This window comes from Streptomyces sp. NBC_00162, from assembly GCF_024611995.1.
Classification (GTDB): Bacteria; Actinomycetota; Actinomycetes; order Streptomycetales; family Streptomycetaceae; genus Streptomyces.
On the sequence record NZ_CP102509.1, the window covers coordinates 5,249,853 to 5,263,281 of the forward strand.

12 protein-coding genes are annotated in these 13,429 nt (G+C 72.9%); 6 read left to right on the forward strand and 6 right to left on the reverse strand.

Going from position 1 to position 13,429, the window contains the following annotated elements:
* Positions 1-74 precede the first annotated feature (74 nt).
* The gene (locus JIW86_RS24460) at positions 75-305 is read right to left on the reverse strand and encodes a DUF4287 domain-containing protein (RefSeq protein WP_215139438.1); all 231 of its coding nucleotides are present in this window, start codon (positions 303-305) and stop codon (positions 75-77) included.
* 101 nt (positions 306-406) lie between these two features.
* Here JIW86_RS24460 and JIW86_RS24465 point away from each other — a divergent pair, with 101 nt between their 5' ends.
* Positions 407-742: a hypothetical protein gene (locus JIW86_RS24465; RefSeq protein WP_257556040.1), complete on the forward strand. Its 336-nt coding sequence runs from the start codon at positions 407-409 to the stop codon at positions 740-742.
* Here JIW86_RS24465 and JIW86_RS24470 read toward each other — a convergent pair.
* From JIW86_RS24470 to JIW86_RS24480, 3 genes are all read right to left on the reverse strand, one after another.
* Positions 726-1,556, reverse strand: coding sequence for a hypothetical protein (locus JIW86_RS24470; RefSeq protein ID WP_215139472.1), 831 nt, complete (start codon positions 1,554-1,556; stop codon positions 726-728). The two genes, JIW86_RS24465 and JIW86_RS24470, sit on opposite strands and share 17 nt — an antisense overlap.
* A gap of 284 nt (positions 1,557-1,840) precedes the next feature.
* Positions 1,841-3,061 (reverse strand): acetyl-CoA C-acetyltransferase, encoded by a 1,221-nt coding sequence (locus JIW86_RS24475; protein ID WP_215139436.1) that lies wholly within the window; start codon positions 3,059-3,061, stop codon positions 1,841-1,843.
* A 174-nt stretch (positions 3,062-3,235) separates the two neighbouring features.
* Entirely contained in the window at positions 3,236-4,270 is a 1,035-nt protein-coding gene (locus JIW86_RS24480) for an SGNH/GDSL hydrolase family protein (RefSeq protein ID WP_215139435.1), read from the reverse strand.
* Positions 4,271-4,405: 135 nt separating this feature from the next.
* Between JIW86_RS24480 and JIW86_RS24485 the strand changes: the two genes are divergently transcribed.
* Positions 4,406-5,788 carry a cystathionine beta-synthase gene (locus JIW86_RS24485; RefSeq protein WP_257559420.1) on the forward strand — a complete coding sequence of 461 codons (1,383 nt, stop codon included), beginning with the start codon at positions 4,406-4,408 and terminating at the stop codon, positions 5,786-5,788.
* Between the two features lie 279 nt (positions 5,789-6,067).
* On the opposite strand, the gene JIW86_RS24490 is transcribed toward JIW86_RS24485, so the two are convergent.
* Positions 6,068-6,439 (reverse strand): hypothetical protein, encoded by a 372-nt coding sequence (locus JIW86_RS24490; protein ID WP_257556044.1) that lies wholly within the window; start codon positions 6,437-6,439, stop codon positions 6,068-6,070.
* Positions 6,440-6,581: 142 nt separating this feature from the next.
* On the opposite strand from JIW86_RS24490, the gene JIW86_RS24495 reads away from it, so the two are divergent.
* Positions 6,582-7,424, forward strand: coding sequence for a MurR/RpiR family transcriptional regulator (locus JIW86_RS24495; RefSeq protein WP_257556046.1), 843 nt, complete (start codon positions 6,582-6,584; stop codon positions 7,422-7,424).
* Between the two features lie 269 nt (positions 7,425-7,693).
* Here the strand turns inward: JIW86_RS24495 and JIW86_RS24500 are convergent, their stop codons facing one another.
* Positions 7,694-9,046: a diaminopimelate decarboxylase gene (locus tag JIW86_RS24500; protein WP_257556048.1), complete on the reverse strand. Its 1,353-nt coding sequence runs from the start codon at positions 9,044-9,046 to the stop codon at positions 7,694-7,696.
* A 104-nt stretch (positions 9,047-9,150) separates the two neighbouring features.
* Between JIW86_RS24500 and hutU the strand changes: the two genes are divergently transcribed.
* Genes hutU through JIW86_RS24515 form a run of 3 tightly spaced genes read left to right on the forward strand, consistent with a single transcriptional unit; the run spans position 9,151 to position 13,345 of the window.
* The gene (gene hutU / locus JIW86_RS24505; protein WP_257556049.1) at positions 9,151-10,815 is read left to right on the forward strand and encodes a urocanate hydratase; all 1,665 of its coding nucleotides are present in this window, start codon (positions 9,151-9,153) and stop codon (positions 10,813-10,815) included.
* Between the two features lie 11 nt (positions 10,816-10,826).
* Positions 10,827-12,017: an allantoate amidohydrolase gene (locus tag JIW86_RS24510; RefSeq protein WP_257559421.1), complete on the forward strand. Its 1,191-nt coding sequence runs from the start codon at positions 10,827-10,829 to the stop codon at positions 12,015-12,017.
* Positions 12,008-13,345 carry a formimidoylglutamate deiminase gene (locus JIW86_RS24515; RefSeq protein ID WP_257556050.1) on the forward strand — a complete coding sequence of 446 codons (1,338 nt, stop codon included), beginning with the start codon at positions 12,008-12,010 and terminating at the stop codon, positions 13,343-13,345. The genes JIW86_RS24510 and JIW86_RS24515 overlap by 10 nt, the downstream gene beginning before the upstream one ends.
* Positions 13,346-13,429: the final 84 nt, after the last annotated feature.

The window sequence follows — 13,429 nt, forward strand, 5'->3', positions numbered from 1 at the left end:
TGGGGAAGGCCCCGCGAGCAATCCGCTCGCGGGGCCTTCCCGCATCTAGGAGGTACGGGAGTCGGGGGGAGGGCTCAGCCGAACCGGCGGGCGGCTCTGCGCAGGTCGTACTCGTGGATGATCGCCTTGGCCTGGCCGTAGGACAGTTCGTGCGCGCCGCGCAGCCAGCTGACCTTCTCCTCGAACCGGACGAGGGAGGGGCCTTCGTCGACGGTACGGAGCCAGTCGGAGAGCTCACGACCGGTGCACTGGGGGATTCTGTCGATCATGTTGCGGTGTGTCTGCTCGGAGAACTCTACGGACATGGGCGCCTCCGGAGGTATCGCCGTGCTGTTCTCTTCACGCCACCGTGCCGGAGAGTTCGCCCGTTGGCAATGGTGCCGGGACGGCGCGTAAGGTCGGCCGGGTGCTTGATACTTCGCCCCTGACCGCCGTCGTGGAACGTTTCGCCGACCGGCTGCGGGCCGCGCCGCAGAGCCGCCTCCAGCAAGGAGCCGCCGCCGCGGCGCTGGAGCTGGCCCGGGATCTCGCCGCGCGGGCGCGGAACCTGGAGGACCTCCCGCCGCACGAGATGCCGGACGCGGGGATCTTCGTCGTCGGGGACCAGGTGGCGGTGGCCGGGCAGGACCTCGCCCAGGCGCTGCGCGCCGCAGGCGAGGGGGGCAGCGCGAAGGCCCCGTCCGAGATGCTGGACGAGGCCGTGCGACGGGTGGAGCAGGCGGAAGTCAGAGCGATGCGATGACGCGGTCCGCGAGGATGTAGACGTTGCTGTCCGGGTCCTCGGCGTCACCGCAGGAGAAGGTGAGCGCGTAGGCGCCGGAGATGCCCGAGCCGCCCAGCAGCACCGGCGCGGTGCCCGAACGCAGGGCCTCGGCGAGCCGCTCCGCGGTCTCCCGGTGTCCCGGGGTCATGCAGAGCGTGGTGCCGTCCGTGAAGACGTACACGTCCAGGGTGCCCAGGGGGCCCGGCCGGACGTCCGCGAGGGCCGTACGGGCCTCCGCGAGCTCCTCGAGGCGGCTGACGGTGCGCTCGTGGTCCGCGCCGGGGTGCGACTGGACCGGCACGAAGTCGGGGTGCGAGGGGTGGCGCCGGCGGGCTGCGGCCAGCTCGGCCGAGTCCTCGGGGTACTCCTCGAGGGATTCCTCGCCCAGCGCCGGCTCCAGACCCACCAGGTCGGCCTGGCGGGGCAGGAAGACGGGGCTGTCCTCGCCGAGGCCGGGCAGGCCGCCCAGCAGCGCTCCGGGGGTCTCCCCGGCGAAGCGGGGGGACGCGTCGGCGGCGTCACGGGCCTCCTGAGCGGCCCAGAAGGCACGCGCCTCGGCCAGCTCGCGCTCGCGCTCCTCGGCGAGGGCTTCGGCCACGGCGGCTCGTATCTCGGCGGCGGGGGACTCCACGGCGCTGCGGGCGTGCGGCACGGTCGCACCGCGCGACTGGACCGGCAGGGCCAGCTCACCGCGCAGGGCCGTGACCTGCTTACGCAGACCGTGGACGGCGTGCAGCGCAGCAGCGCCCACGGCCGTGGCAGCGGCCGTGGTCAGCAGCAGGGCAAGAGACATGGCGCTCACTGACTAACTCCTGATTGATTCGATCCCCCGACTTCCTACATCAGCTTGACCCGACCTGGGAATGGCATGCAGTGCATTACGTCATGAATTGGACAGGCCTTTCGTCCCAAAAGGCCTGTCCGCATATCGTCTGACCTGCACAAATGCCGATCCCCCAGGAGATAGGTCACATCCTGGGGGAGATTCGGTCACAGGTCGGCCGCGACGGGGTTAGATTCGGCGTCAGTACGCCACAAGGGATCAAGGCGGATCCCTTGCGGCGTCTGGGGGCCGAACTAGCTCAGGCGCTCGATGACCATGGCCATGCCCTGGCCGCCGCCCACGCACATGGTTTCGAGGCCGAACTGCTTGTCGTGGAACTGCAGGCTGTTGATCAGAGTGCCGGTGATGCGGGCGCCGGTCATCCCGAACGGGTGACCGACGGCGATGGCCCCGCCGTTGACGTTCAGCTTGTCCAGCGGGATCTCCAGGTCCCGGTAGGACGGGATGACCTGCGCCGCGAAGGCCTCGTTGATCTCGAACAGGTCGATGTCGCCGACCGTCAGGCCGGCCCGCTTCAGGGCCTGCTTCGACGCCTCGACCGGGCCCAGGCCCATGATCTCGGGGGAGAGGCCGGTGACGCCGGTGGAGACGATCCGGGCCAGCGGGGTCAGGCCCAGCTCGCGCGCCTTGGTGTCGCTCATGATGACCAGCGCCGCGGCGCCGTCGTTGAGCGGGCAGCAGTTGGCGGCCGTGACCAGGCCGTCGGGGCGGAAGACGGGCTTGAGGCCCGAGACGCCCTCCAGGGTCACGCCGGCGCGCGGGCCGTCGTCGGTGGAGACGACCGTGCCGTCCGGGGTGGTGACCGGGGTGATCTCCCGCTCCCAGAAGCCGTTCTTGATCGCGGCCTCGGCCAGGTTCTGCGAGCGGACGCCGAACTCGTCCATGTCCTGGCGGGTCACGCCCTTGAGGCGGGCCAGGTTCTCGGCGGTCTGCCCCATCGCGATGTACGCGTCCGGGATCAGGCCGTCCTCGCGCGGGTCGTGCCAGGCCGCGCCCTCGCTCTGCGCGACGGAGGCGGTACGGGCCTCCGCGTCGCCGAAGAGCGGGTTGTGGGTGTCCGGCAGGCCGTCGGAGGAGCCCTTCACGGACCGGGAGACCATCTCGACGCCCGCGGAGATGAAGACGTCGCCCTCGCCCGCCTTGATGGCGTGCAGGGCCATCCGCGAGGTCTGGAGCGAGGAGGAGCAGTAGCGGGTGATGGTGGCGCCCGGCAGGTAGTCCATGCCCATCTGCACCGCGACGATGCGGGCGAGGTTGTGGCCCTGCTCGCCGCCGGGGAGACCACAGCCGAGCATCAGGTCGTCTATCTGGCGCGGGTCCAGCTCGGGGACCTTGGCGAGCGCGGCCTGGATGATCGTGGCGGTCAGGTCGTCCGGTCGGACGTCCTTGAGGGACCCCTTGAAGGCGCGCCCGATGGGCGAGCGGGCGGTGGAAACGATGACGGCTTCGGGCATCGGGGCTCCAAGGGTGTGTTGCGGCTCTAACCGGGACCGCAAGCGAAGTTACCGCCCCGTACGGTCGAGGTCACCGGCCTTGCGGTGTGATGCCGGTCGCTCCGGGGCGGCGGCGGGGTCGCGGCGGCCGGACCGGCCGGCCGCCACACCCCTTCCAGTGTGCGGCCGCGCCCGTCACGCCGTGCCCGACACCCGGCTGTCCGGGGTCTGGGTGCCCGGCAGCTCCTCGCCCGGGACCCGGCGCCGCCGCCGGTGCTTGAGCAGGGCCCAGGGGCCGCGGGCCGCCGTGACCTCCGTACCCGCCAGGCCGGCCGCGGCCGAGGCGGCCTTGGCCACCGGCAGCATGTCCTCGTCGCGGGACACGTCGAGGCGGTCGGACTCCGGCCACAGCCCGAGCGCCGCGCACAGGGTCGGCAGCACGGCCATGGCGGCGGTCGCGTACCCCTCCGCCGACGGGTGGTAGGAGTCCGGGCCGAACATCTCGCGAGGGTTCGCGGCGAACTCGGGGCCCAGCAGATCTCCCATGGAGACCGTGCGGGCGCCCAGCGCGACCACTCCTATCGTCTGGGCGGCGGCCAGCTGGCGCGAGACCCGGCGGGCCATCCAGCGCAGCGGCTGGTACACCGGCTCGATCGTGCCCAGGTCCGGGCAGGTGCCGACGACGACCTCGGCGCCCGCGAGCCGCAGCCGCCGCACGGCCGAGGTCAGGCAGCGCACCGACTGGGTCGGCGGCATCCGCCGCGTCACGTCGTTCGCACCGATCATGATCACGCACACGTCCGGGGGCGCCGTCCCGGCGTCGGCGGCCCCGTCGATCAGCAGGCTCACCTGCCGGTCCAGGTCGTCCGACATGGCCCCCGACACGGCGACGTTGCGCAGCTCGACCGGGCGCTCGGCCACCGCCGCCAGCCCGGAGGCCAGCAGGGCCGCCGGGGTCTGGCGGGCCCGCCGTACGCCGAGCCCCGCGGCGGTGGAGTCGCCGAGCATGCCCAGGCGCAGCGGCCCCGGGCTCTGTTCCGGCCCGCCGAACTCGCTCCCGTACAGCCCGTCCGCGCGCGGCGGTTCGCCCAGTCCGGTGCCCACCGTCCGCTTGGCGAACTGCACCTCCGCGAGCACCAGTCCCACCGCGGCGGCCCCGACCAGCCCGAGCCCGCCCCCGCCGTACGCTGCCCCCGCCGCGATCCGGCGGGCCGTTCTCGCCCTGGACACCCTTCAGGCCACCTCGCTCTCGTGCCGGGTCCTTGTTGACCTTCCTGCCCCGTACGGCCGGTCGGCCAATCCCTTTCGGCATACTCTGGCCCGACCTCCCGGAGAACCCGTGGAGTCCCCTCCTTGGAGAACATGGTGCAATTCCACGACTCGATGATCAGCCTCGTCGGCAACACCCCGCTGGTGAAGCTCAACCGTGTGACCGAAGGCCTCCAGGCCACCGTCCTTGCGAAGGTCGAGTACTTCAATCCCGGCGGATCCGTGAAGGACCGGATCGCCGTCCGGATGATCGAGGCCGCCGAGCAGAGCGGTGCCCTCAAGCCCGGCGGCACCATCGTGGAGCCCACCAGCGGCAACACCGGTGTAGGACTCGCCATCGTGGCCCAGCAGAAGGGCTACAAGTGCATCTTCGTCTGCCCTGACAAGGTGTCCATGGACAAGATCAACGTGATGCGCGCGTACGGCGCCGAGGTCGTGGTCTGCCCGACCGCCGTCGACCCCGAGCACCCGGACTCGTACTACAACGTGTCCGACCGCCTCGCGCGCGAGCCCGGCGCCTGGAAGCCCGACCAGTACAGCAACCCGAACAACCCCCGTTCGCACTACGAGACCACCGGTCCCGAGCTGTGGGAGCAGACGGACGGGAAGATCACCCACTTCGTCGCGGGCGTCGGCACGGGCGGCACGATCTCGGGTACGGGCAACTACCTCAAGGAGGTGTCCGGCGGCAAGGTCAAGGTCATCGGCGCCGACCCCGAGGGCTCGGTCTACTCCGGCGGCTCGGGCCGCCCGTACCTGGTCGAGGGCGTCGGCGAGGACTTCTGGCCGACCGCCTACGACCCGAACGTGACGGACGAGATCATCGCGGTGTCCGACAAGGACTCCTTCCAGATGACCCGCCGCCTCGCCAAGGAGGAGGGCCTGCTCGTCGGCGGCTCCTGCGGCATGGCGGTCGTCGCGGCGCTGAAGGCCGCCGAGGGGCTCGGCCCGGACGACGTGGTCGTCGTCCTGCTACCGGACAGCGGCCGCGGCTACCTCAGCAAGATCTTCAGCGACGAGTGGATGGCGGGACACGGCTTCCTCGAGGAGGCCGGGCCCGCCGCGCGCATCGGCGACGTGCTGAACGACAAGGAGGGCGGCATCCCCTCCCTCGTCCACATGCACCCCGAGGAGACGGTCGGCGAGGCCATCGAGGTCCTGCGCGAGTACGGCGTCTCGCAGATGCCGATCGTCAAGCCGGGCGCCGGCCACCCGGACGTGATGGCCGCCGAGGTCATCGGCTCCGTGGTCGAGAAGGAGCTCCTCGCCGCGCTGTTCGCGCAGCGGGCGTCCCTGAACGACCCGCTGGAGAAGCACATGAGCGCCCCGCTGCCGCAGGTCGGCTCCGGCGAGCCGGTGTCCGAACTGATGGCGGTGCTCGGCGAGGCGGACGCGGCGATCGTGCTGGTGGAGGGCAAGCCGACCGGCGTCGTCAGCCGCCAGGACCTGCTGGCGTTCCTCGCCAAGGGCGCGAAGTAGCCGTTACGGGGCCGTGCACGGGCGTCGCACAAACGGTACGGGCCGGACACGTGACGGCAGCACCGGCTTAACACGGCTCCGGCACAGTGGTGTTGTCGGCAGGGGCACAAACGCTCCGGCCGGCACCACCGAACGGCGTTGCGTACCTCCGGAGCGGCTCCCGGATCGCGTGGACGCCACCGGACGCGGACGGCCCTGACCCGGCCCGTGTCCATCGCGGGGACCGCCGTCGTCCCGCCCCCGGGCAACCGGGGTGCGGCGGTCCCCGCGCAATCTTCTCTAGAGCGTGTCGGCGGATCCCCGCCGCAGGCGCTTGCTCGCGTGGATGAAGTTCACGCCCAGGATGCCGCCCCAGGCGACCAGCAGCCCGCTCAGATGCGCCTGCGCGGCCGCGATGGCCGACAGCGGGATCGCCAGCACCAGGGTGATGATGGCGAAGCCGAACCGTTCGCCGAAGTTCCCGTCCACCGGCTCGGGCCGGCCCCCGCGGGCGTGGAGGAGCCGTTCCTCCGCCAGCCGCCGCCGGACCTGCGTGTCGACCTTCTCGACGAACGAGTCCACCAGCGCGGTCTCGTACTCCGGACCCAGCTCCCGCCGGGCGTCCAGCGTGGCGTCGAGTTCCTTCTTCAGCTCTCGGGCGTGGGCGTCCATCCCCCCACCGTAGGAAGCGCCCGCAGGCCCCCGCACTGGGGCTAGCCCCCGTATCCGCATGACGGGCGCGGCTTGCCGAGCTGCATAACCACATGCAGAGTGCTCGGTGACTGAATATCTCACCGGGACGGAGGGGACGGGAATGAGCGACAGCCCGGCCGCGCGGCTGCAGAAGCTGTTCGAGGGGCACCGGCTGACGCCGACCCAGCGGCGGATCGCGCACTGCATGGTGCGCGGAGCGGCGGAGGTGCCCTTCCTGTCGAGCGTGGAGCTCGCCGACCTGGCCGGGGTGAGCCAGCCGTCGGTGACCCGGTTCGCGGTGGCGCTGGGCTTCGACGGGTATCCCGCCCTGCGCCGGCACCTGCGCGAGGTGGCCCCCGCCGAGCGGGCGGACACCGTGCACGAGGACGCGTACAACGAGTACCAGCAGGCGGTCCAGGGCGAGATCGACAACCTGCGGCAGCTCGCGGCGATGCTCGCCGACCCCTCGCCGGTCCAGGAGGCGGGGCGGCTGCTGGCCGCCTCGACCCCGCTGCCGGTGCTGGGGCTGCGGGCCGCGTCCTCGCAGGCGCGCGGGTTCGCGTACTTCGCCGCCAAGGTGCACCCGGACGTCCGTCTCCTCGACGAGGGCGGCTCGATGATGGAGGACCGCATCGACGCCGCCGCCGGCGCGGGGGCCTCGGCGCTGCTCTGCTTCGCGCTGCCCCGCCATCCCCGGGAAGTCGTGGACGCGCTGGAGCGCTCCCGGCGGGCCGGGCTGGCCGTGGTGACGGTCGCGGACTCGGCCTTCGCCCCGGTGGCCCGCCACTCGGACCTGCTGATCCCGGCGCCGGTCGGGACCGGGCTGGCCTTCGACACGGCGTGTGCGCCGATGCTGCTGGGCCGGGTGCTGCTGGAGGCGATGGCGGACGCGCTCCCGGACGCGCAGGCCCGCCTGGAGGCCTTCGACGCCAGGGCCGCCGCCCGAGGCCTCTTCGTGGAGTGACGTATGCGGCGCCGATGCGGGGGCTCCGCCCCCGGACCCCCGCGCCTCAAACTCCCCCCGCTACCGCTGGGAGGTGCCCCCAGGCGGGGCTGGATTTTGGCTGAGCTGGGCTCGAAGGTGCCGCCCGGCGGGCTGGATAGCCGCGCAGCGGCAATTTCAGCCTCGCCGGCGTTTGAGGCGCGGGCGCGGAGCGCCGTACGGGGTCTGGGGCGGAGCCCCGGGAAACGGTGAAAGGGCGGGGCGGGGAGAGTCTCCGCGCAGCGGCGGGCCTACAGCAGCGCGTCCCGGAGCGCGCCGCCTGCCTCGGCCACGATCTCGGCCAGGCCCTGCGCCGGCCTGGCAAGGCTGAAGTGGACCTCGCCCTCCGGGGTCACCGTGAAGCCGTGGATCGGCGGGCGGGGGAGGCTGTTGTAGCCGTAGTGGGCGGTGAAGAAGTACGCGCCCGTGTCCGGTACGCCGATCAGGTCGCCGGGGGCGAGCAGCGGCAGCTCCCGGGCCGTCGCGAGCAGGTCCCCCGCGAAGCAGGCCGGGCCCGCGATGTCCTGGGCCACCGGGTCGCCGTCCTTCGGGGTGCCCTTCGCGTCGTACGGCAGGATCCGCAGCGGCCACGCCGCCGGGGCGTACACCGTGCGGGTCGCCAGCTGGACCCCCGCGTGGGTGAGGGCGATCGGGCGGGAGCCGGCGGCCTTGGTGTACTCGACGCGGGCGACGACCAGCCCGTGCTTGCCGAGCAGGGACCGGCCGAACTCCGTGACCAGGCCGTACGAGCCGTCGAAGAGGCCGGGTACCGCCCCGCGCAGGGCGGCCACGTACTGCGCGTACGTCGGGGTCTGCTCGTCCGAGGCGAAGTTCACCGGCAGGCCGCCGCCGATGTCGAGGGTGTCGACCTGGCGGCGCCCGGCCGCCGCGTTGATCTCCTCGGCCAGCGCGTGCAGTTCCCGTACGCCCTCGGCGATCAGCGGCAGCGGGACGCCCTGCGAGCCCGAGTGGATGTGCAGCCGGGTCAGCCACGGGCGGTCCAGATACGCCCGTACCAGCCATGCGCGGGCGCCCGGGTCGCGCAGCGCGATCCCGAACTTCGAGGTCGCGGTGGCCGTGGACAGGGCGTCGATGGTGCCCGCCCCCGTCTGCGGGTTGATCCGTACGCCGACCGGGGACCGGGTGGGCGCCGCGGCGACCAGCGCGTCGAGCCGCTCCAGCTCCTGCCGGTTGTCGGCGTTGACGGCGATGCCCAGGGCCAGGGCCTCGCGCAGTTCGGCCGCCGTCTTGGCGGGGGAGTCCAGAACGGTCCGCTCCGCCTCCACCCCGGCCGCCCGGGCCAGCGCCAGCTCGCCGGGACCGGCCACCTCGCAGCCGAGCCCGGCGCCGGCCAGCAGCCGCAGCACCGGGACGAGCGGGGCGGCCTTGACCGCGAAGGCGTGCAGGACGGGGGTGCCGGGCGCCAGTGCGGCCGCGAAGGCGGCGGTCAGGGCGGCGGCCGAGGCCCGGATCCCGGCCGTGTCCAGCAGGCAGACCAGGGGCTCCGCGCTCTCGGCGTCGCCGACGAGACCCTGCTCGACGGCGGCCCGTACGGCCAGATCGCGGCGCGCGGCGGCGCCTCGCGTGTCCATGTCGGCAGCCATGCCCGCCATCCCATCATCCGACGGAGCGGCCCGCAGCTGTTGACTGAATCTATTCAGGACGTCAGGATGTGAATAGATTGACCAACATCGGAGGAGGCACCGCCATGTCAGGACCCCGCCCCGTACGTGCCGCGCGAGGCACCGAGCTCAGCACCCTGGGATGGCAGCAGGAGGCCGCGCTGCGGATGCTCCAGAACAACCTCGACCCCGAGGTCGCCGAGCACCCCGACAAGCTGGTCGTCTACGGCGGCACCGGCAAGGCCGCCCGCGACTGGCGCTCGTACGACGCGATGGTCCGCACGCTGCAGACCCTCAAGCAGGACGAGACGATGCTCGTCCAGTCCGGCCGCCCGGTCGGCGTGATGCAGACCCACGAGTGGGCGCCGCGCGTGCTGCTCGCCAACTCCAACCTGGTCGGCGACTGGGCCAACTGGGAGGAGTTCCGCCGCCTGGAGAACCTGGGCCTGACCATGTACGGGCAGATGACCGCCGGTTCGTGGATCTACATCGGCACCCAGGGCATCCTCCAGGGCACCTACGAGACCTTCGCGGCCGTCGCGGCCAAGAAGTTCAACGGGACCCTCGCCGGCACCATCACCCTCACCGCCGGCCTCGGCGGCATGGGCGGCGCCCAGCCGCTCGCCGTGACGATGAACGACGGCGTCGCGATCTGCATCGACGTCGACCCGCGCGCCATCGAGCGCCGCATCGAGCACCGCTACCTGGACGTGAAGGCCGACAGCCTCCAGCACGCCCTCCAGCTGGCCGTCGAGGCCCGCGACGCCCGCAAGCCGCTCTCCATCGGCCTGCTCGGCAACGCCGCCGACCTGCTCCCGCAGATGCTGGCCGAGGGCGCGCCGATCGACATCGTCACGGACCAGACCTCCGCGCACGACCCGCTCGCCTACCTGCCGACCGGCGTCGACTTCGACGACATGGCCTCCTACGCGGCCAAGGACCCGGCCGGCTTCACCGTCCGGGCCCGCGAGTCCATGGCCAAGCACGTCGAGGCCATGGTCGGCTTCATGGACGCGGGCGCCGAGGTCTTCGACTACGGCAACTCCATCCGCGGCGAGGCCCAGCTGGCCGGCTACGACCGCGCCTTCGCCTTCCCCGGCTTCGTCCCCGCCTACATCCGGCCGCTGTTCTGCGAGGGCAAGGGCCCCTTCCGCTGGGCCGCCCTGTCCGGCGAGGCCTCCGACATCCACAAGACCGACAAGGCGCTGCTGGAGCTCTTCCCGGAGAACGAGTCCCTGCACCGCTGGATCAAGATGGCGGGCGAGCGGGTCCACTTCCAGGGCCTGCCCGCGCGCATCTGCTGGCTCGGCTACGGCGAGCGCGACAAGGCCGGCGAGCGCTTCAACGACATGGTCGCGAGCGGCGAACTCGCCGCCCCGCTGGTCATCGGCCGCGACCACCTCGACTGCGGTTCGGTGGCCTCCCCGTACCGCGAGACCGAGGCCATGCTCGACGGCTCCGACGCCATCGCCGACTGGCCGCTGCTCAACGCCATGGTCAACGTCGCCTCCGGCGCCTCCTGGGTCTCAATCCACCACGGCGGCGGCGTCGGCATGGGCCGCTCCATCCACGCGGGCCAGGTCACCGTCGCCGACGGCACCCCCCTCGCGGGCGAGAAGATCCGCCGCGTCCTCACCAACGACCCGGGCATGGGCGTCATCCGCCACGTCGACGCCGGCTACGACATCGCCGAGTCGGTCGCCGACGAGCGCGGCGTCCGCATCCCGATGCGCGAGGGCGACGACGCGTGACCTTCCACGAGATGTGGGCCGATCTCGCACCCATCGGCAGGAACGCCGACACCGGCGGGTACCGCCGGTACGCCTGGAGCGGGGCCGACGCCGACTGCCGGACCTGGTTCCAGGAGCAGGCCGAGTCGCGCGGGCTGACGTACGAGACCGACCGCAACGGCAACCAGTGGGCCTGGCTCGGCGACCCCCTCGCGGGGGACGCCGTGGTCACCGGCTCGCACCTGGACTCCGTCCCCGACGGCGGAGCCTTCGACGGCCCCCTCGGGGTGGTGTCCTCCTTCGCGGCCCTGGACGAACTCCGCAGGAGGGGCGCGGAGTTCGCCAGGCCACTTGCCATCACCAACTTCGGTGACGAGGAAGGGGCCCGCTTCGGGCTCGCCTGCGTCGGCTCCCGGCTCGCCGCCGGACAGCTGACCAAGGAGAAGGCGTACGAGCTCCGCGACGCCGACGGCATCGGCCTGCCCCGGGCCATGGAGGCCGCCGGATACGACCCCGAGACCATCGGGGCGGACCCCGAACGCCTGGGCCGGATCGGCGCCTTCGTCGAACTGCACGTGGAGCAGGGCCGGGCCCTGGACCTGAGCGGGGACCGCGTCGGCATCGCCTCCGCGATCTGGCCGCACGGCCGGTGGCGGTTCGACTTCCACGGCGAGGCCAACCACGCGGGCACCACCCGCCTGGTGGACCGCCGCGACCCGATGCTCACGTACGCGGCGACCGTGCTGGCCGCCCGTACCGAGGCGGCCCTCGCCGGGGCCGTGGCCACCTTCGGGAAGATCTCGGTCGAGCCCAACGGGGTCAACGCCATCCCCTCGCTCGTGCGCGGCTGGCTCGACTCGCGCGCCGCCGACCAGGCCACCCTCGACACGGTCGTCACCGCCATCGAGAAGGCCGCCCGCGAGCGCGCCGACCAGGACGGCATCGATCTCGGGATCGTCCGGGAGTCCTTCACCCCGGTCGTCGAGTTCGAGCACGCCCTGCGCGACGAGATGAACCGGATCCTGGGCGGGGCCGTCCCCGTCCTCGGTACCGGGGCGGGACACGACGCCGGAATCCTCTCCGCGGCCGTCCCGACCGCGATGCTGTTCGTACGGAACCCCACCGGCGTCTCCCACTCCCCGAAGGAGTTCGCCGCCGAGGACGACTGCGTCGCCGGAGTCCTCGCCCTCGCCGACGTACTGGAAGGTCTCGCGTGCCGGTGAAGACGTTTTGGCTGGAGCACGCCTGGCTCGGCACCCTTGTCGAGCCGGGCGTCGCCCTGGACGTACACGACGGCCGGATCGCCGCGCTGCGCACCGGCGTCGGCGCCCCGCCGCCCGGCGCGGAGATCCTGCGCGGCCTGACCCTCCCGGGCCTGGCCAACGCGCACAGCCACGCCTTCCACCGCGCCCTGCGGTCCACCGTCCAGGTCGGCTCGGGCACCTTCTGGACCTGGCGCGACGTCATGTACAAGGTCGCCCAGAACCTCACCCCCGACACCTACTTCGCGCTCGCCCGGGCCGTGTACGCCGAGATGGCGCTGGCGGGCATCACGAACGTCGGCGAGTTCCACTACGTCCACCACGCCCCGGGCGGCGCCCCCTACGCCGACCCGAACGCGATGGGCGAGGCCCTGATCGAGGCCGCCGCCGCGGCCGGAATCCGGATCACCCTCCTCGACACCGCCTACCTCTCGGCGGGCTTCGGACAGGCGCCCAACCCGCACCAGCTGCGCTTCTCCGACGGCACCGCCGAGGCGTGGGCGGAGCGGGCGAGCGCGCTGAAGCCCCGCGAACACGCCCTGATCGGCGCCGCCGTCCACTCGGTGCGCGCCGTCCCGGCCGACCAGCTGGCCACCGTCGCCGCCTGGGCCCAGGAGCGCCGAGCGCCCCTGCACGTCCACCTCTCGGAGCAGACCGCCGAGAACGACGCCTGCCAGGCCGCGCACGGCCGGACCCCGACGCAGCTCCTCGCCGACCACGGCGTGCTCGGCCCGCGCACCACCGGCGTCCACAACACGCACCTGACCGATGCGGACATCGCCCTCCTCGGCGGCACCACCACCGGCACGTGCATGTGCCCCACCACGGAACGCGACCTCGCCGACGGCATCGGCCCGGCGACCCGCCTCCAGCACGAGGGCAGCCCGCTCTCCCTCGGCAGCGACAGCCACGCGGTCATCGACCTGCTCGAAGAGGCCCGTGCGATGGAGCTCAACGAGCGGCTGCGCAGCCGCACCCGGGGCCACTGGACGGCGAACGCCCTGCTCACGGCCGCCACCGCCGACGGCCACGCGGCCCTCGGCCGTCCCGAGGCGGGCCGCCTGGAGCCGGGCGCGCTCGCGGACTTCACCACGATCGCGCTGGACTCCGTCCGGACGGCGGGCGCGCTGCCGCGGCTCGGCGCGGAGACGGCGGTGTTCGCCGCCACGGCCGCCGATGTCCGCCACACGGTGGTGGGCGGCCGCCACGTGGTCCGCGACGGCGCCCACGCCCAGGTCGAGGACGTTCCGTCCGCCCTCGCCTCCGCCATCGCAGCCCTCCGCGGCTGACCGATACGGCGCTCCGCGGCAATCCAGCCCAGCCCAAACCAGCCCCGCCGGCGTTTGAGGCGCGGGGTCTGGGGCGGAGCCCCA

Coding starts and splice junctions, on each gene's coding strand:
- JIW86_RS24490 (WP_257556044.1), bottom strand. CDS start 6,439: ATGGACGCCCACGCCCGAGAGCTGAAGAAGGAACTCGACGCCACGCTG.
- JIW86_RS24470 (WP_215139472.1), bottom strand. CDS start 1,556: ATGTCTCTTGCCCTGCTGCTGACCACGGCCGCTGCCACGGCCGTGGGC.
- JIW86_RS24460 (WP_215139438.1), bottom strand. CDS start 305: ATGTCCGTAGAGTTCTCCGAGCAGACACACCGCAACATGATCGACAGA.
- JIW86_RS24510 (WP_257559421.1), top strand. CDS start 10,827: ATGTGGGCCGATCTCGCACCCATCGGCAGGAACGCCGACACCGGCGGG.
- hutU (WP_257556049.1), top strand. CDS start 9,151: ATGTCAGGACCCCGCCCCGTACGTGCCGCGCGAGGCACCGAGCTCAGC.
- JIW86_RS24500 (WP_257556048.1), bottom strand. CDS start 9,046: ATGGCTGCCGACATGGACACGCGAGGCGCCGCCGCGCGCCGCGATCTG.
- JIW86_RS24475 (WP_215139436.1), bottom strand. CDS start 3,061: ATGCCCGAAGCCGTCATCGTTTCCACCGCCCGCTCGCCCATCGGGCGC.
- JIW86_RS24495 (WP_257556046.1), top strand. CDS start 6,582: ATGAGCGACAGCCCGGCCGCGCGGCTGCAGAAGCTGTTCGAGGGGCAC.